Source organism: Pseudomonas sp. NFPP25, from assembly GCF_900116505.1.
Lineage (GTDB): Bacteria > Pseudomonadota > Gammaproteobacteria > Pseudomonadales > Pseudomonadaceae > Aquipseudomonas > Aquipseudomonas protegens.
Genome location: NZ_FPBG01000004.1, coordinates 642,645 through 659,122, shown reverse-complemented (window position 1 = coordinate 659,122; position 16,478 = coordinate 642,645). Strand labels below are relative to the sequence as shown.

The following is a 16,478-nucleotide window of genomic DNA, read 5'->3' as shown; positions in this document are numbered from 1 at the left end:
CTTAAGCCGCATCGCGCTTGGCGTCGTTGCGGTAGGCCGCTACCGCCGCGATCAAGGCCTTGAGAATCTCCGCGCTGTCGCCAATCACCGACAGGTCGGCACGCTTGATCATGTCGCAACCCGGGTCGAGGTTGATCGCCACCACCTTGTCGCAGGCACCAATGCCTTGCAGGTGCTGGATCGCTCCGGAAATCCCCACCGCCACATAGACCCGCGCGGTGACCCAGATACCACTGGCCCCCACTTGCCGGTCGCGGGCCATGAAGCCGTCGTCCACCGCCACCCGCGAAGCACCTTCGGTGGCCCCCAGGGCGGCGGCGGTCTGGTGAAACAGCGGCCAGTCCTTGACCCCGTTGCCCCCGGAAAAGATGAACTCGGCCTCGGCCATGGGAATCGCCGCCGGGTCCACCGCCACTGCGCCCAGGTCTTCGATCCGCGCCAGGCTGCGGGCCACGCTTGTGGATAACTCCACCGGCAAGGCTTCGTGGCGGGTTTCGCTGACCGGCTCCGCGCATTCGGCGGCGGCCAGGATCAAGCGCGCGACCGGCCGCGCCAGGTCCTGCAGGCCCGCGCCGGCACGGCCGATGCACTGCCCGTCCTTGACCTGCCAAACTCGGGTCGCCGGGCGTTCGCCCAGGGCCGCGGCGAAGCGCCGGCCCAGTTCGCCGCCGCCGGTGCGGCTGTCGGGCAGCAGCCAGTGGCGCGGGCTGAACTGGTTATCCACAGCCCGCAGGCCCTGCACCCGTTGTTCCGGTGCATAACCTTCGAACTCGCTGCCTTGCAGCACCAGCAGGCGGTCGACACCCGCGGTGGCGAAGGCCGATTCCTTATGTTCGCCGAACACCACCGCCAGCACCGCGCCGTCCTGGCCCGCCAACTGATGGGCCAGGCCCAGCAGGTCGCGGTCGTGGCTGCTCAGGCGGCCACCGACCATGTCCGGCACCACGCTGATGTAGAACGCCGGCTGCGCCACTTGATGCAGCGGCAACTGCACCTCGGCCGCTGCCGTGCGCTTGGCGCTGCCGCCCTGCTGGGCGCCACTGCGGTCGATGCGCTTGAGGCCGTTGGGGCCGATGAAACCGATGCCGTGGGGGTTCTTGCGGATCAGGCCATTGGGCCCCATCCAGCTGTGTTGCGCCGGCTGCATGGCCGCGTGCAGCGGGTGCAGGCGGTTGCGGGCGATCCACTCGGCCCGGGGATCGCGGCGGATAATGTCGCTCATCAGTGCACCTCCGCAGGTTCAGGTTTCACCGACGCCGGCGCTTTGCTCGGGGCGGCGTCTTCGAGCAAGGCATCGGCTACCAGTTCGGCGATGTCCTTGATCATCGGCCGCGGCTCCACCACCCCTTCGAGCATCGCCGTGCACTGTGGACAACCCACGGCCACCAGCTCGGCGCCGGTTTCGCGGATGTCCTGCATGCGCATGTCGGGAATCCGTTGCTTGCCCGGAATGTCGGTGATCGGCGCGCCGCCGCCACCGCCGCAGCAACGGGAACGGAAGCCCGAGCGCTGCATTTCCTTGATCTCGATGCCCAGGGCACGCAGTACGTCCCGAGGGGCTTCGTACTCACCGTTGTAACGACCCAGGTAGCAAGGATCGTGATAGGTCACGCTGCTGCCCTTGTGCTGGCCCAGGTTCAGCGCACCGGCGCCGATCAGCTCGGCCAGGTAGGTGCTGTGGTGCTGCACCAGGTAGTTGCCATCGAAGGCGCCGTACTCGTTCTTCAGCACATGGAAACTGTGGGGATCGCAGGTGACGATGCGCTTGAAGCGGTACTTGGCCAGGGTCTGGATGTTGCGCTTGGCCAGCAGCTGGAAAGTCGCTTCGTCGCCCAGGCGCCGGGCCACGTCACCGCTGTCGCGCTCTTCCAGGCCGAGCACGGCGAAGTCCACCTTGGCCGCCTTGAGCACTTTGACAAAGGCCCGCAGGGTGCGCTGGTTGCGCATGTCGAAGGCGCCGTCGCCGACCCAGAACAGCACGTCGGTGCTTTGTTTGTCGCTGAGCAGGGACAGGTTCAGGTCCGCCGCCCAGTTCATCCGCCCGCCGGGGTTGAAGCCGCCGGGGTTGTCGGTGGCAATGAGGTTTTCCAGGACCTCGGCGCCCTTGTTCGGCGTGGCGCCCTTCTCCAGGGTCAGGTGGCGACGCATGTCGACGATGGCATCGACGTGTTCGATCATCATCGGGCATTCCTCGACACAGGCCCGGCAGGTGGTGCAGGACCACAGGGTCTCGGCGTCCACCAGGCCGTTGACGATGGGCTGGTGCGGGTTGCCGCCGTGTTCGCCGATGGCCTTGCCAGGGTACGGGCTGCCAGCGAACTGCGCGTCGGTACCGCCGGCCAGGCCGACCACCATGTCCTGGATCAGTTTCTTCGGGTTCAGCGGCTGGCCGGCGGCGAAGGCCGGGCATGCCGCCTCGCACTTGCCGCACTGCACGCAGGCGTCGAAGCCCAGCAACTGGTTCCAGGTGAAGTCCTTGGGCTTTTCCACCCCCAAAGGCGCGTTCGGGTCTTCCAGGTCCAACGGTTTGAGGCCGGTGGAGCGTCCGCCACCAAAGCGCTCGGCGCGCCGGTGCCAGGCCAGGTGCAGGGCGCCAGCGAAGGCGTGCTTCATCGGCCCGCCCCAGGTCATGCCGAAGAACAGCTCGGACACGCCCCAGAGCACACCCAGCGCAAGCAGCGCCGCCAGCAGCCAGCCACCGAAGTTTTCCGGAAGGATCCCGGCCACCGGCAGGGTCGCCACGAAGAAGCTCACGGAGAATGCCAGCAGGCTTTTGGGCAGGCGCATCCACGGCCCTTTGGACAGCCGCGCCGGCGGGTTGCGCCGACGCTTGGCGACGAACAGTGCGCCGACGAACATCAGCGTGGTGGCCAGCAGCAAGGCATAACCCAGGATGCGGTTGTGCAGGCCGAAACCGTGCACCAGGATCGCCAGCACGGCGGCCAGGACAAAGCCCCCCGCCGTGGCCACGTGGGTGTTGGCCATGTATTTGTCCCGGGCCACCACGTGGTGCAGATCCACCATGTAGCGCTTGGGCATGGCCAGCAGGCCGCCAATCAGATCGACCTTGGAGGCTCGCCCCCGGCGCCACATGGCCACGCGTCGCAGCGCGCCAAGGACCGCAAGGCCGATGGCGGCGAACAACAGAATGGGAAGAAGGGTGTTCAACATGGTGGAGCTCCCAAAGACCTGGGGCCTTGTAGGAGCTGGCTTGCCAGCGATCAGGCAGCACGCGGTATCTCGCCAGTGCCGATCGCCGGCAAGCCGGCTCCTACAGGAAGTGGCTTAGAAATCCTTGCACAGGCGCAGTGCGTCGTAGATCGCGGCATGGGTGTTGCGCTGGGACACGCAGTCGCCGATGCGGAACAACAGGTAGCCCTCCCCCGTCTCGCTCAGGCACGGCTGCGGCTTGATCGCGAACAGCGCCTCGACGTCCATCTGGCCCTTGTTGCGCGAACCTTCCTTGAGCCCGTAGTAGAGCTCTTCGTCAGGACGCACGCCGTTCTCCACCACCACCTGGTCCACCACCCGTTCTTCCCGGGCGCCGGTGTATTCGTTCTCCAGCACCGCCACCAGCTTGTCGCCCTCGCGGTAGACCTTCTCCAGGGTCAGGTCCCCGGTCATGATCACTTCCTTGGGGTACAGGCTGCGGTAGTAGGTAGGGAACGAGGTGCCGCCCACGGCGATGCCCGGCTTGATGTCGTCGGTGACGATTTCCACTTGCGAACCCTTGTCGGCGATGAAGTCGGTGACCGACATGCCGGTGAACTCACAGATGGTGTCGTACACCAGCACGTTCTTGCCCGGCGCCACCTTGCCGTCGAGGATGTCCCAGCTGCTGACCACCAACCCTTCGGCGGCGCCCCAGTGCTCGTTCTGCTCGATGAACGGATGGCCGCCCACGGCCAGCACCACCACGTCGGGGCGCAGGTCGAGGATGGTCGCGCTGTCCGCCGCGGTGCCCAGGCGCAGGTCGACTTTCAAGCGCGCCAGTTCCAGCTGATACCAACGGGTAATGCCGGCGATCTGGTCTCGTTGCGGCGCCTTGGAGGCCGTGGTGATCTGCCCGCCAATGGCTTCCTTCTTCTCGAACAGGGTCACGTCATGGCCACGTTCGGCCGCCACGCGGGCGGCTTCCATACCGGCAGGACCGGCACCGACCACCACCACCTTGCGCTTGATGCCGGTGGTTTTCTCGATGATGTGCGGCACGCCCATGTATTCACGGGACGTGGCGGCGTTCTGGATGCACAGCACGTCCAGGCCCTGGTACTGGCGGTCGATGCAGTAGTTGGCGCCGACACACTGCTTGATCTGGTCGATCTGGCCCATCTTGATCTTGGCGATCAGGTGCGGGTCGGCCATGTGCGCGCGGGTCATGCCGACCATGTCGACGTAACCGCCTTCGAGAATCCGCGTGGCCTGGTTCGGGTCCTTGATGTTCTGTGCGTGCAGCACCGGCACCTTGACCACTTCCTTGATGCCCGCCGCCAGGTGCAGGAACGGCTCCGGCGGGAAGCTCATGTTGGGGATCACGTTGGCCAGGGTGTTGTGGGTGTCGCAGCCCGAACCCACCACGCCGATGAAGTCCAGCATGCCGGTGTCGTCGTAATACTTGGCGATCTGCTTCATGTCCTCATGGGACAGGCCGTCCGGGTGGAACTCGTCGCCGCACAGGCGCATGCCCACGCAGAAATCGTCGCCCACTTCAGCGCGTACCGCCTTGAGCACTTCCAGGCCGAAACGCATGCGTTTCTCGAAGGTGCCGCCCCATTCGTCGGTGCGCTTGTTGACCCGTGGGCTCCAGAACTGGTCGATCATGTGCTGGTGCACCGCCGACAGCTCGACACCGTCCAGGCCACCGGCCTTGGCCCGGCGCGCGGCCTGGGCGTAGTTGCCGATCACCCGCCAGATCTCCTCCGGCTCGATGGTCTTGCAGGTGGCGCGGTGCACTGGCTCGCGCACCCCGGACGGCGACATCAGGGTCGGCCAGTTGAAACCGTCCCAGCGCGAGCGCCGGCCCATGTGGGTAATCTGGATCATGATCTTGGCGCCGTGCTTGTGCATGGCGTCGGCCAGGTTCTGGAAATGCGGGATGATCCGGTCGGTGGACAGGTTCACCGAGCTCCACCACTCCTGGGGGCTGTCGATGGCCACCACCGAGGAACCACCACAGATCGCCAGGCCGATGCCGCCCTTGGCCTTTTCTTCGTAGTACTTCACATACCGTTCAGTCGTCATGCCGCCGTCAGTCGCATAGACCTCGGCGTGCGCGGTGCTCAGCACACGGTTGCGGATGGTCAGTTTGCCGATCTGGATCGGCTGGAACATCGCTTCGAAAGCCATTTTTCTTAACTCCGCTTACAACGGTTTGACGACGAACAGGCCATCGTCGTGGCCTTCTTCGGAACCACCGTAAACCTGCTCTGCCACGGTGCGGATCTTGCTGCCACGGGCCGCCAGGATCTGGTCCATGGCACCGGCGAACCAGCCGGTGAACATGTAGTCCACCTTGCGCCCGACCTTGCCGTACACGTAGACGAAGGCCGAGTGTTCGAGCTTGACGCTGGCGGTGCCTTTATCCAGGTCGATGTCCTGGATCTTGAACAGGCCCCAGCCGCGCTGGGACAGGCGCTTCATGTAGTGCTCGAACACCGCGACGCCTTCCAGGCCGTGGCATTCGGCTTCTTTTTCACACCAGTGCCAGGCGGACTTGTAGCCGGCCTTGTAGAGGATCTCGGCGTAGGCATCGGCGCCCAACACCTCCTCGATGCCCATGTGGTTGTTGACGAAGAAATGCCGTGGCACGTAGAGCATCGGCAGGGCGTCGGAGGTCCAGACACCGGTTTCGCTGTCGACTTCGATAGGCAATTGCGGGGCGATCTTGGCCATGTTTCAAAACTCCGGAATTCTGTGGATAAGTACGTCTGTAGCCGCTGCCGCAGGCTGCGAAAAGGCTCGAAGAGCCTTCCGAGGGCCGCAAGAGCGCGTCTCCTTCGGAGCCGATCGCAGCCTGCGGCAGCGGCTACAGGAATGTGCTGTGGGGGGTGGCCTTATTCGCCCCAGACGTCCTTCAGGACGCTGACCCAGTTCTCGCCCATGATCTTGCGCACCACGCGCTCGCTGTGGCCGCGCTTGAGTAGGGTCTCGGTGAGGTTGGGGAACTCGCCCACGGTGCGGATGCCCAGGGGATTGATGATCTTGCCGAAGTTGGTCAGGCGCCGGGCGTAGCCCTTGTCGTGGGTCAGGTATTCGAAGAAGTCCTGGCCATGGCCCTGGGTGAAGTCGGTGCCGATGCCAATCGAATCTTCACCGACGATGTTCATGGTGTATTCGATGGCTTCGGCGTAGTCGTCGATGGTCGAATCGATGCCCTTGGCCAGGAACGGCGCGAACATGGTCACGCCGACGAAACCGCCGTGGTCGGCGATGAATTTCAGTTCGGCATCGGACTTGTTGCGCGGGTGCTCCTTGAGCCCCGACGGCAGGCAGTGGGAGTAGCAGACCGGCTTCTTGGATTCGAGGATCACTTCCTCGCTGGTCTTGGAACCAACGTGAGACAGGTCGCACATGACCCCGACGCGGTTCATCTCGGCGACGATCTCGCGGCCGAACCCGGAGAGCCCGCCATCACGCTCGTAGCAGCCGGTGCCCACCAGGTTCTGGGTGTTGTAGCACATCTGCACGATGCCCACGCCAAGCTGCTTGAACACCTCGACGTAGCCGATCTGGTCTTCGAAGGCATGGGCATTCTGGAAGCCAAAGAGGATGCCGGTCTTGCCCAGCTCCTTGGCCTTGCGAATGTCCGCGGTGGTGCGCACGGGCATCACCAGGTCGCTGTTTTCGCGTATCAGCTTCTGGCTGGAGGCAATGTTGTTGACCGTGGCCTGGAAACCTTCCCAAACCGACACGGTGCAGTTGGCTGCGGTCAGGCCGCCCTTGCGCATGTCCTCGAACAGCTCGCGGTTCCACTTGGCAATGATCAGCCCGTCGATAACGATGCTGTCGGCGTGTAGTTCGGCTGGGCTCATCAGGCTGTCCCCTTATTGGCGATTCATGCGCCGAATCGTCTGCCGGCGCTTTGGGGTCAGCATATGCTTGAGGGCCGGGGCGCCTGGGTGCAAAAACGACAGGGGAATTGCCGAAAGCGTCAAGCGCCGACAAAGGGCCGGACGGAGGGCATGGGTGGCCTCTGTTCTTTGCCCGGGGCTTGCGCCAGAATTCGCGCCTTTAGTGGATGCTTCACCGGATTAGGGGCAGCGATGCAATGAAACCGATCTTCCTGGCCTTGGTACTGATGGCGACGGGCGTACAGGCAGCCGAGGAGACCGACAGTTCTCCCTGCGACGGCGTGGAAAACGACGTGCAGACCCTGGAATGCGCGACCTACAACAGGACCACCGCCGAACAGTTGCTGGGCGACAACGTGCAGAGCCTGCTGGAACGCCTGGGCACCCTCTATGGCAGCGACAAAGGGCAACTGGCCGACATCAGCGCCAAGGTCAAAAATGCCCAGCAACTGTGGCAGAAGCAGCGCGACGCCGACTGCGCGATGGAGTCCTTTCCGGCCAAGCCCGGCACCAAGGCCTACACCATCGCCACCAATGACTGCCTGGCGCGCATGAGCGACGAACGCTCGGAGTTCATCGAATCCATCGCCCAGGAATGACCCGCCACCGCTAGGAGCGGGCCGGCCCGCGAAAAGCGCTCTGGCGAACCGGTTGTGGTGGCTGCGAGCGTTTCGCGAGCAAGCTCGCTCCTACAGGTCAGCGCCGGGTCAGGCGCCACCGCGAAAGCACGAGACGCCCCAGGCGGTGAGCTTGAACGGCAGGTGGTAGTGCTGGCGCGGATCATCCAGGCCGAAGCGGTACACCAGCACCTCGAGGAAGGGCACCGGCGGCAGCGCCTGGCCTTGCTCGCGATAGAACGCCGCCACCTCCAGTTCCACTTCGTAGACGCCCTGGCCGAAACTCGCCGAGCGCTCGGCAAGCTCGCTCAGCAAGCCATTGCCGGCAATTCGCCCTGCGCAGAGCAGCTCGCCGCCCAGGCGTCGCACCCGCACCGCCATGCCTTCGGCCACCTTGCCGCTGGCGACGTCCACCACATGGATGGATAGGCCGCCGTTCATTTCCAGAAGCCCTTGTGCGCCAGCGCGGCCTCGCTCTCAAGCATCGGCCCGAACACCGGGATCTGCCGCTGCCCACGGGCGAACACTTCGCGGCACGGCAGGGAAAAGGTCGGGTTTTCCGGGTGGTCGCCGGTCAACTCCAGCAGCTCATGTTCGGACAAGGCGTAGACCACCCGACCAATGCCGGTCCAGTAGATGGCCCCGGCGCACATGCAGCAGGGCTCGGCGCTGGTGTACAGGGTGCACCCGGCCAGGGCCTGGGGGCTGAGGCGCTTGGCCGCCAGCGCCGCTGCCGCCAGTTCGGCGTGCTGGGTCGGGTCGCCTTCGGGGGGCATCGAGTTGTTGCCGGCGCTGGCGATGACCTTGCCGTCGCGATCGGCCACCAGGGCCGCGAACGGATGACGGCCGCGGGCCTTGGCCTCTTCGGCGAGCTGGATGCTCTGGCGCAGCAGGTGCAGGTCCAGTTCGGTGACGCCGGCAGGGATGGAAGAAAGAATCTGGGTCATCTTGACCTCCTTTTCATGGGCAGGAGCCGCCACAGCAATGGCGGCGAGAAAAACGTCAGTCATTGAGCTCGACATGGGCTGCCAGCACCTGGGCGGCGGCCTCACGGGGATTGAGCAGCAGGTTGAGAACGATGGCGGTGATGGCGCCAAGGAAGATGCCGCTTTCCAGCACCAGCCTGAGGGGACCGTGCAGATGGGCGAACAGCGCCGGGAAGGACATCGGCAGCACCCCGACGCTGACCGACACCGCCACCACGATGGCGTTGCGCGTACCTTCGAACGGCACCCGCGACAGTTCCTGGATGCCGGCCACTGTAGTCATGCCGAACATCACGATGGCGCAACCGCCAAGCACCGGGGTCGGCACCGCGGCCACCAGGGCACCCAGCTTGGGAAACAGCCCCATGAGCACCATGATTGCCCCGGCCGCGGCCACCACGAAGCGGCTCTTGACCCTGGACAGCGCGATCAGCCCGGTGTTCTGGGTAAAGGCGTTGTAGGGAAAGCTGTTGAACAGCCCGCCGAGCAGGGTCGACAGGCCATCGGCGCGGAACGCATCGCCCAGGGTGCGCTGGGTGGTCGGTTTGCCGGTGAGCTTGCCGATGGCCAGGCAGTTGCCGGTGGTCTCGGCCATGATCACCAGCATCGCCAGGGTCATGATCAGGATCGGCACCAGGGAAAACTGTGGAGCCCCAAACGCCATGGGCCGGCTCAGTTCGAACCAGGCCGCCTGGCTCACCTGGGCAAAGTCGGTCATGCCGAACGCCGCGGCGATCAGGCTGCCCACCAGCAAGCCGATGAGCACGCTGAGGTTGCCGATAAAGCCCGAGAACTTGCCGTAGATCACCAGCGTCACCGCTACCGTGGCCAGCCCCAGCAGCAGGTTGGCCGGCGCGCCGAAATCGTCCGCCGCGGGGTTGCCGCCGCCGAGCCAGATCGCCGCTGCCGGCATCAGGGAAATGCCGATGATGGTGATCAGGCTGCCGATCACTACGGGCGGGAAAAACCGCAGCAAACGGCTGAACAGCGGCGCCAGGGCAATGGTGATGACGCCTGCGGCGATCACCGCGCCGAACACCTCGGTCAGGCCGAACTGCTTGCCGATCATGATCATCGGTGCCAGGGCGATGAACGAACAGCCCTGGATCAACGGCAGCCGCGCGCCAAAACGCCAGAACCCCAGGGTCTGGACCAGGGTGGCGATGCCCGAGGTCAGCAGGTTGGCGTTGATCAATAGCACCACCTGCGCCGGGGTCAGGCCCAGGGCATTGCCTAGAATCAACGGCACCGCCACCGCACCGGCATACATCACCAGCACATGCTGCAGGCCGAAGGTGAACAGCTGGCGGACGGGCAGGACCTCGTCCACGGGATGCACGCGGGAAATTGTCATGTCGCAGGTCTCCTGAAGGTGCAGCTTTTGCTTTTGTTTTGGCAGGCATCCGGGGCAAGCGCCGCCGGCAGGAAGTACGGACGTCGGGGCCATGATCTGTGCTTGAATACGATGAAACAAATGAGCAGCCATCGTTTTTAACGATGGATCAGACAGCCCTCTTCCAGGGCCGGGAGCCGCGATGCGCTTTTCGCTCGATCAACTGCAGATGTTCGTACAGGCCGCGCAAAGCGGCTCGTTCTCGGCCGCCGCACGCAAGCTGGGCAAGACCCAGTCCACGGTCAGCGTGGCCATCGGCAACCTGGAGGCGGACCTGGGGGTCGAGCTGTTCGACCGCAGCGCTCGCAGCCCGGTGCTGACGGCCACCGGGCAGAAGATGCTGCTGCAGGCCGAGGCGGTGCTGGAGCGCTGCCTGACCCTGCAGGCCAACGCCGACTGCCTGTCGCAGGTGGTGGAGCCACACCTGTCGATCGTCATCGAAACCCCCTATGGCCCGCTGATGCCGGCCCTGCGGGAGTTCGAACAGGCCTTTCCCTATGTCGACCTGCTGATCCGCCACCCGCTGTCCGGGGACGCCAGCGAGCTGGTGGCCCGGGGTGAGGCGGTGCTGGGCATCGCCTTCTCGCAACCGGGCTACCCCCAGGAGCTGGAGTTCCAGCAATTGGGCAAGCTGATCATGTTGCACGTCTGCCACCCGGACCACCCGCTGGCGCAGCTCGACAGCGTGACCTTCGACGACCTGCATGTGCACCGGCGCCTGGCCTTCAGCGCCCACGCCAACAAGCTGCCCAGCAGCGAATACCTGCGCTCCACCCAGCTGTGGCAGGCGGAAAACTACCTGGCGCTGCTGGAAATGGTCCGCGCCGGCCTGGGCTGGGCCACCCTGCCGCGGCAACTGATCCAGCGTGAACTGGCCAAGGGCGAGCTGGTGGAACTGCAACTGGGGGCCTACCCCCATACCGACTGGCTGATCGGCGTCGACCTGCTCTGGGCCCGACAACGGGTGATGGGCAAGGCCGAGCGCTGGCTCAAGGAGCGGCTGCTGCGCCAGAAGGTGTACGAGGTGGACCGGCGCGGGCAGTCCACGACCTGGTAATGCTGGCGCGGGCAACAAAGGAACAAGGTTCTGCACTTGGCCGGGCAGGAAATATAAGCAAGGATTCGCATTCCTTATAAAAGACTTATATAGTCCGCCATGAACGAGATCCTCTGGAGTAGAAAAGCGGTCAAGCAGTTGATGCGACTGCACCACGAGCATCAGGTCCAGGTTCGCGATGCGATTGCCCTGCTGGCCGACATGCCCGCCAGTGGCAACGTCAAAGCCCTGTCCGGCCACACTTATGCCTATCGTCTTCGGGTCGGGCAGTACCGGGTCCTGTTCGACTGGGACGGAGCCATACACATCGTCAGTGTTCAAGAGGTCAAGAAACGTGATGAACGTACCTACTGACATCCAGATCATCCACGGCCCGGACGGCAGCCCGGCATTCGTGGTGATTCCCTACGCGCAGTACATGGCGCAGTACAAGGAAGCCGATCTGATACCCCATGACGTGGTCAGCCGCATGGTCGACGGCGCCACGCCGATCCGCGCCTGGCGCGAGCACCTGCACCTCACCCAGGACGAAGTCGCCAGGCGCCTGGGGATCTCCCAGCCGGCCTTTGCCCAGCAGGAAAGCGTCGCCCGGCCGCGCCGGGCCACCCGGGAAAAGATCGCCGCCGCCTTCGGCATACGCGCCGACCAGCTGGAGCTGTAAGCTGCGCCTCACTCACTGATTGAAAGGGTTCCCCATGAGCATCTGCGGTATCGAGATCAAAGGCAGCGAAGCCATCTTCGCCCTCGCCACCCTGCAAGACGGCGCGGTGCAACACCAGCCGCTGGCCACCAAGAAAATCGCCCTGGAAGACGATGACGAGGCCGCCAACGTCAAGGCCTTCGCCAGCCAGGTCGGGGCCTTCGTGCGCGAACACGGGATCACCCGCATCGCCATCAAGAAGCGCAGCAAGAAAGGCGAGTTCGCCGGCGGCCCCACCACCTTCAAGATCGAAGGCGTGTTTCAGTTGCTGGAGAATTGCGAGGTGACCCTGCTGTCGCCCCAGACCATCAACGCCCAGTACAAGAAGCACGGCTTCGCTCTGGCCGCGAGCCTCAACAAATACCAGCACGAAGCCTACAAAGCCGCCTGCGCCGCCCTGCTGAAAAAGTAACCGTAGGAGCCGGCTGGCCGGCGCTACCGAGCCCGAGTCAAGCCAGCTCGCGGCCGCCGCCCGACGGGCGCCGGTCTTCCCGCGGGCACCGCACGAAACGCGCGCGGTAACTGCGGGTGAAGTAGGACGGCGATTCAAACCCACAGGCAATGCTCACCTCCAGCACGCTCATGTCGGTCTGGCGCAGCAGTTTGCGGGCTTTCTCCAGGCGCAGGCCCAGGTAGAAATTGCTCGGGGTGTCGTTGAGGTGCAGGCGGAACAGGCGCTCCAGCTGGCGCCGGGTAACCTTGATCGACTCGGCCAGGGCCAGGGTGCTCAGGGGCGGTTCGCTGTGCTGTTCCATTTCGCCGATCACCTGCACCAGCTTCTTGTTGCTGATGCCGTAGCGGCTGGCGACTTCCATGCGCTGGTGATCCTTGCGCGGGCGGATGCGCCCCAGCACGAACTGCTCGCTGACCTGGACCGCCAGTTGCGGGCCGTGGGCCTGGGCGATCAGGTCGAGCATCATGTCGATGGACGCCGTGCCGCCGGCACAGGTGATGCGCCGTCGATCGATCTCGAACAGCTCCTGGGTCACGCTCAGTTGCGGGTAGGACTCCTTGAAGGCCTCGATGGCCTCCCAGTGCAAGGTCACCCGGTGCCCCTCCAGCAAACCGCTCTCGGCAAGGATCACGCTACCGGTGTCGATCCCGCCCAGGGTCACGCCCTCCACCTCCAGCCGCCGCAACCAGTGCTCCAGGGCCGGGGTGAGAAACTTCAGCGGCTCGAAACCGGCCACCACCCACAAGGTCGCGCCTTTCTTCAGCGGCTCCAGGGCCGCATCGACATTCACCGACATGCCATTGCTGGCCAGCACCGCGCCGCCGTCGGCGCTCAGCACATGCCAGCGGTACAGCTCGCCACGAAAGCGGTTGGCCACCCGTAGCGGCTCGATGGCCGAGATGAAACCGATGGCGGAAAACCCCGGCATCAGCAGGAAATAGAAGTCCTGGGACATGCAACGCACTCCGATGACGGCCAGCGTGGGCCTTGTGATACGCCAAATGCCCCCGTGCCACAAGGGGGCAGGTCGCTGCAGTGCAAGAGTCGGTCGCCGCTGTGCGCTTGCCACCGGCGGCGCCTGCGTACCTTGGCAACACCTGCGCACAAAGACGCCGGGACCGACAATAACGACCTGCCGAGGAAAGCATCATGAAACGACTGATCAGCAGCTGTGTGCTTGCGCTTAGTGGTAGCGTTTTTCTGAGCAGCGGGGCCCTGGCCGCCGATGCCGCCAGTTGCCAGAACGTGCGCCTGGGCGTGGTCAACTGGACCGACGTGATCGCCACCAGCGCCCTGACCCAGGTCCTGCTCGACGGCCTCGGCTACAAGACCAAGCAGACCAGTGCTTCCCAGCAGATCATCTTCGCCGGCATCCGTGACCAGCGCCTGGACCTGTTCCTGGGCTACTGGAACCCGCTGATGACCCAGACCATCACCCCCTTCGTCGACGCCAACCAGGTCAAGGTCCTGGCCGAACCGAGCCTCAAGGACGCCCGCGCCACCCTGGCCGTGCCGGCCTACCTGGCGGACAAGGGTCTGAAGACCTTTGCCGACATCGCCAGGTTCCAGAAGGAACTGGGGGGCAAGATCTACGGCATCGAACCGGGTTCGGGAGCCAATACCCAGATCAAGGAAATGATCGCCAAGAATCAGTTCGGCCTGGGCAAGTTCCAGTTGGTGGAGTCCAGTGAGGCGGGCATGCTGTCGGCGGTGGCCCGGGCGGTGAAACGCAACGAGGCCATCGTGTTCTTCGGCTGGGCGCCGCACCCGATGAACGTCAACTTCAAGATGACCTACCTCAGCGGCAGCGAAAACGCCCTGGGGCCCAACGAAGGCCAGGCCACGGTATGGACCGTCACCGCGCCTAACTACGCCGAGCAGTGCCCGAACGTGCACCGGCTGTTGACCAACCTGACCTTCAGCGCCGAAGACGAGAGCCGCATGATGCAGCCGCTGCTGGATCACAAGGATGCCCTGGAATCCGCGCGGCAATGGCTCAAGGACCACCCGCAGGACCAGCAGCGCTGGCTGGAAGGGGTCACCACCTTCGATGGCAAGCCGGCCGCCGAACACCTGCAACTGACCAGCAAATAAGCCACCGCCACTGCCGCCCCGCAGCCCGCCCAGGGCTGCGCACGGCCACCTCACGCCCTCAGCAAACACGCCTGTAAGGAACCGCACCATGAACCACGACGTCATCATCACCTGCGCACTCACCGGTGCTGGCGACACGACCGCCAAGAGCCCGCACGTGCCGGTCACCCCGAAACAGATCGCCGCGGCCGCCGTAGAAGCCGCCAAGGCCGGCGCCACCGTGGTGCACTGCCATGTGCGCGACCCCGCCACCGGCAAGTTCAGCCGCGATGTGGCGCTGTACCGCGAAGTGATGGAGCGGATCCGCGAGGCCGACATCGACATCATCGTCAACCTCACCGCCGGCATGGGCGGCGACCTGGAGATCGGCGGCGGCGAGAACCCCATGGAGTTCGGCCCCAACACCGACCTGGTCGGCCCCTTGACCCGCCTGGCCCACGTCGAGGAACTGCTGCCGGAGATCTGCACCCTGGACTGCGGCACCCTGAACTTCGGCGACGGCGACACCATCTACGTCTCCACCCCGGCTCAACTGCGGGCCGGCGCCAAGCGTATCCAGGAGCTGGGAGTGAAGGCCGAGCTGGAAATCTTCGACACCGGGCACCTGTGGTTCGCCAAGCAGATGATCAAGGAAGGCCTGCTGGACAACCCGCTGTTCCAGCTGTGCCTGGGCATTCCCTGGGGCGCCCCGGCGGACACCACCACCATGAAGGCCATGGTCGACAACCTGCCGGCGGACGCGGTCTGGGCCGGCTTCGGGATTGGCCGCATGCAGATGCCCATGGCTGCGCAAGCGGTGCTGCTGGGGGGCAACGTGCGGGTCGGCCTGGAAGACAACCTGTGGCTGGATCGCGGCGTGCTCGCCACCAACGGCCAACTGGTGGAACGGGCCACGGAAATCCTCAGCCGCCTCGGCGCCCGGGTCCTGACCCCGGCCGAAGGCCGGCAGAAAATGGGCCTGAAGCAACGCGGCTGACCCCAATCCACCTCTCCCCCCGCAGGAGCGAGCTTGCTCGCGAAGAGGCCGTCACATCCGAGCTCGTAGCAGCCGGCGTGCCGGCGAAGGGGCCCGCAAGGCCGCCAATAGCTTCGCTGGCAAGCCAGCTCCTACGAACTCTTTATCCAGGAAGACGCGATGACTTTTATCACCGACATCAAAACTTTCGCCGCCCTGGGCAGCGGCGTGATCGGCAGCGGCTGGGTGGCCCGTGCCCTGGCCCACGGCCTCGACGTAGTGGCCTGGGACCCGGCACCCGGCGCCGAAGCGGCCCTGCGCAAGCGCGTCGCCAACGCCTGGGGCGCGCTGGAAAAACAAGGGCTGGCCCCCGGAGCATCACAACAGCGCCTGCGCTTCGTCGACACCATCGAGGAATGCGTGAAGGATGCCGACTTCATCCAGGAAAGCGCTCCCGAACGCCTGGAGCTCAAGCTGGAACTGCACAGCAGAATCAGCGCCGCGGCCAAGTCTGAGGCGCTGATCGGCTCCAGCACCTCGGGCCTTTTGCCCAGCGAATTCTACGAGGGCTCGACCCACCCGGAACGCTGCGTGGTGGGCCACCCGTTCAACCCGGTGTACCTGCTGCCACTGGTGGAGGTGGTGGGCGGCAAGCGCACCGCGCCCGAAGCGGTCCAGGCCGCGATCAAGGTCTATGAATCCCTGGGGATGCGCGCCCTTCACGTGCGCAAGGAAGTCCCGGGGTTCATCGCCGACCGTCTTCTCGAAGCGCTGTGGCGCGAGGCCCTGCACCTGGTCAATGACGGCGTGGCGACCACCGGGGAAATCGACGATGCGATCCGCTTTGGCGCCGGTCTGCGCTGGTCGTTCATGGGCACCTTCCTCACCTACACCCTGGCGGGCGGCGACGCCGGCATGCGCCACTTCATGGCCCAGTTCGGCCCGGCGCTGCAACTGCCCTGGACCTACCTGCCAGCCCCGGAGCTGACCGACAAGCTGATCGATGACGTGGTCGAAGGCACCGCCGAGCAACTGGGCACCCACAGCATTGCGGCCCTGGAGCGCTATCGTGATGACTGTCTGCTGGCGGTGCTGGAGGCGGTGAAAACCACCAAGGCCAAGCACGGCATGCACTTTCACGACTAACCCAAC

Annotated in this window: 17 protein-coding genes; 8 read left to right on the top strand and 9 right to left on the bottom strand. The window is 65.0% G+C overall.

Annotation, left to right across the window (positions count from 1 at the left end; all coding sequences use genetic code 11):
* Position 1: 1 nt before the first annotated feature.
* From BM382_RS19345 to BM382_RS19325, 5 genes are all read right to left on the bottom strand, one after another.
* On the bottom strand, positions 2–1,222 hold the full coding sequence (locus tag BM382_RS19345) for an electron transfer flavoprotein subunit alpha (RefSeq protein WP_015637306.1): 1,221 nt from the start codon (positions 1,220–1,222) through the stop codon (positions 2–4).
* Positions 1,222–3,171 (bottom strand): dimethylglycine demethylation protein DgcB, encoded by a 1,950-nt coding sequence (gene dgcB / locus BM382_RS19340; RefSeq protein ID WP_072443626.1) that lies wholly within the window; start codon positions 3,169–3,171, stop codon positions 1,222–1,224. The genes BM382_RS19345 and dgcB overlap by 1 nt, the downstream gene beginning before the upstream one ends.
* 114 nt (positions 3,172–3,285) lie before the next feature.
* Positions 3,286–5,346 (bottom strand): dimethylglycine demethylation protein DgcA, encoded by a 2,061-nt coding sequence (dgcA, locus tag BM382_RS19335; RefSeq protein WP_065365108.1) that lies wholly within the window; start codon positions 5,344–5,346, stop codon positions 3,286–3,288.
* A gap of 15 nt (positions 5,347–5,361) precedes the next feature.
* Positions 5,362–5,892, bottom strand: coding sequence for a 4-vinyl reductase (locus BM382_RS19330; RefSeq protein ID WP_011063916.1), 531 nt, complete (start codon positions 5,890–5,892; stop codon positions 5,362–5,364).
* Positions 5,893–6,053: 161 nt separating this feature from the next.
* A complete protein-coding gene (locus tag BM382_RS19325) occupies positions 6,054–7,031 on the bottom strand; it encodes a dipeptidase (protein ID WP_011063917.1) in 978 nt (325 codons plus the stop codon).
* A gap of 236 nt (positions 7,032–7,267) precedes the next feature.
* Between BM382_RS19325 and BM382_RS19315 the strand changes: the two genes are divergently transcribed.
* On the top strand, positions 7,268–7,669 hold the full coding sequence (locus tag BM382_RS19315; protein WP_011063918.1) for a lysozyme inhibitor LprI family protein: 402 nt from the start codon (positions 7,268–7,270) through the stop codon (positions 7,667–7,669).
* Positions 7,670–7,777: 108 nt separating this feature from the next.
* On the opposite strand, the gene BM382_RS19310 is transcribed toward BM382_RS19315, so the two are convergent.
* Genes BM382_RS19310 through BM382_RS19300 form a run of 3 tightly spaced genes read right to left on the bottom strand, consistent with a single transcriptional unit; the run spans position 7,778 to position 10,027 of the window.
* Positions 7,778–8,128, bottom strand: coding sequence for a hydroxyisourate hydrolase (locus BM382_RS19310; protein ID WP_019095254.1), 351 nt, complete (start codon positions 8,126–8,128; stop codon positions 7,778–7,780).
* Entirely contained in the window at positions 8,125–8,634 is a 510-nt protein-coding gene (locus BM382_RS19305) for a nucleoside deaminase (RefSeq protein WP_011063920.1), read from the bottom strand. The genes BM382_RS19310 and BM382_RS19305 overlap by 4 nt, the downstream gene beginning before the upstream one ends.
* Positions 8,635–8,689: 55 nt before the next feature.
* A complete protein-coding gene (locus BM382_RS19300) occupies positions 8,690–10,027 on the bottom strand; it encodes a nucleobase:cation symporter-2 family protein (protein ID WP_011063921.1) in 1,338 nt (445 codons plus the stop codon).
* Between the two features lie 181 nt (positions 10,028–10,208).
* Between BM382_RS19300 and BM382_RS19295 the strand changes: the two genes are divergently transcribed.
* From BM382_RS19295 to BM382_RS19280, 4 genes are all read left to right on the top strand, one after another.
* On the top strand, positions 10,209–11,123 hold the full coding sequence (locus BM382_RS19295) for a LysR family transcriptional regulator (RefSeq protein WP_011063922.1): 915 nt from the start codon (positions 10,209–10,211) through the stop codon (positions 11,121–11,123).
* A 99-nt stretch (positions 11,124–11,222) separates the two neighbouring features.
* Positions 11,223–11,477: a type II toxin-antitoxin system RelE family toxin gene (locus BM382_RS19290; protein ID WP_011063923.1), complete on the top strand. Its 255-nt coding sequence runs from the start codon at positions 11,223–11,225 to the stop codon at positions 11,475–11,477.
* Complete coding sequence (locus BM382_RS19285) at positions 11,461–11,784, top strand: helix-turn-helix domain-containing protein (protein WP_015637312.1); 324 nt, start codon at positions 11,461–11,463, stop codon at positions 11,782–11,784. The genes BM382_RS19290 and BM382_RS19285 overlap by 17 nt, the downstream gene beginning before the upstream one ends.
* A 34-nt stretch (positions 11,785–11,818) precedes the next feature.
* On the top strand, positions 11,819–12,235 hold the full coding sequence (locus tag BM382_RS19280; protein WP_011063925.1) for a DUF3010 family protein: 417 nt from the start codon (positions 11,819–11,821) through the stop codon (positions 12,233–12,235).
* Between the two features lie 37 nt (positions 12,236–12,272).
* On the opposite strand, the gene BM382_RS19275 is transcribed toward BM382_RS19280, so the two are convergent.
* Positions 12,273–13,232 carry a GlxA family transcriptional regulator gene (locus BM382_RS19275; protein WP_015637314.1) on the bottom strand — a complete coding sequence of 320 codons (960 nt, stop codon included), beginning with the start codon at positions 13,230–13,232 and terminating at the stop codon, positions 12,273–12,275.
* A gap of 194 nt (positions 13,233–13,426) precedes the next feature.
* Between BM382_RS19275 and BM382_RS19270 the strand changes: the two genes are divergently transcribed.
* The 3 genes from BM382_RS19270 (at position 13,427) to BM382_RS19260 (ending at position 16,472) form a co-directional block, all read left to right on the top strand.
* Positions 13,427–14,371, top strand: coding sequence for a choline ABC transporter substrate-binding protein (locus BM382_RS19270; RefSeq protein ID WP_011063927.1), 945 nt, complete (start codon positions 13,427–13,429; stop codon positions 14,369–14,371).
* An 88-nt stretch (positions 14,372–14,459) separates the two neighbouring features.
* Positions 14,460–15,347, top strand: coding sequence for a 3-dehydrocarnitine:acetyl-CoA trimethylamine transferase CdhC (locus BM382_RS19265; RefSeq protein ID WP_019095257.1), 888 nt, complete (start codon positions 14,460–14,462; stop codon positions 15,345–15,347).
* Positions 15,348–15,506: 159 nt separating this feature from the next.
* Positions 15,507–16,472, top strand: coding sequence for an L-carnitine dehydrogenase (locus BM382_RS19260; RefSeq protein WP_072443621.1), 966 nt, complete (start codon positions 15,507–15,509; stop codon positions 16,470–16,472).
* Positions 16,473–16,478: the final 6 nt, after the last annotated feature.

Excerpts from the sequence above, each read along its gene's own strand:
- dgcB (WP_072443626.1), bottom strand. The coding sequence starts at position 3,171 with ATGTTGAACACCCTTCTTCCCATTCTGTTGTTCGCCGCCATCGGCCTT.
- BM382_RS19345 (WP_015637306.1), bottom strand. The coding sequence starts at position 1,222 with ATGAGCGACATTATCCGCCGCGATCCCCGGGCCGAGTGGATCGCCCGC.
- BM382_RS19260 (WP_072443621.1), top strand. The coding sequence starts at position 15,507 with ATGACTTTTATCACCGACATCAAAACTTTCGCCGCCCTGGGCAGCGGC.
- BM382_RS19310 (WP_019095254.1), bottom strand. The coding sequence starts at position 8,128 with ATGAACGGCGGCCTATCCATCCATGTGGTGGACGTCGCCAGCGGCAAG.
- BM382_RS19275 (WP_015637314.1), bottom strand. The coding sequence starts at position 13,232 with ATGTCCCAGGACTTCTATTTCCTGCTGATGCCGGGGTTTTCCGCCATC.
- BM382_RS19300 (WP_011063921.1), bottom strand. The coding sequence starts at position 10,027 with ATGACAATTTCCCGCGTGCATCCCGTGGACGAGGTCCTGCCCGTCCGC.
- BM382_RS19325 (WP_011063917.1), bottom strand. The coding sequence starts at position 7,031 with ATGAGCCCAGCCGAACTACACGCCGACAGCATCGTTATCGACGGGCTG.
- BM382_RS19315 (WP_011063918.1), top strand. The coding sequence starts at position 7,268 with ATGAAACCGATCTTCCTGGCCTTGGTACTGATGGCGACGGGCGTACAG.
- dgcA (WP_065365108.1), bottom strand. The coding sequence starts at position 5,346 with ATGGCTTTCGAAGCGATGTTCCAGCCGATCCAGATCGGCAAACTGACC.
- BM382_RS19305 (WP_011063920.1), bottom strand. The coding sequence starts at position 8,634 with ATGACCCAGATTCTTTCTTCCATCCCTGCCGGCGTCACCGAACTGGAC.
- BM382_RS19330 (WP_011063916.1), bottom strand. The coding sequence starts at position 5,892 with ATGGCCAAGATCGCCCCGCAATTGCCTATCGAAGTCGACAGCGAAACC.
- BM382_RS19285 (WP_015637312.1), top strand. The coding sequence starts at position 11,461 with ATGAACGTACCTACTGACATCCAGATCATCCACGGCCCGGACGGCAGC.
- BM382_RS19265 (WP_019095257.1), top strand. The coding sequence starts at position 14,460 with ATGAACCACGACGTCATCATCACCTGCGCACTCACCGGTGCTGGCGAC.
- BM382_RS19280 (WP_011063925.1), top strand. The coding sequence starts at position 11,819 with ATGAGCATCTGCGGTATCGAGATCAAAGGCAGCGAAGCCATCTTCGCC.
- BM382_RS19295 (WP_011063922.1), top strand. The coding sequence starts at position 10,209 with ATGCGCTTTTCGCTCGATCAACTGCAGATGTTCGTACAGGCCGCGCAA.
- BM382_RS19270 (WP_011063927.1), top strand. The coding sequence starts at position 13,427 with ATGAAACGACTGATCAGCAGCTGTGTGCTTGCGCTTAGTGGTAGCGTT.
- BM382_RS19290 (WP_011063923.1), top strand. The coding sequence starts at position 11,223 with ATGAACGAGATCCTCTGGAGTAGAAAAGCGGTCAAGCAGTTGATGCGA.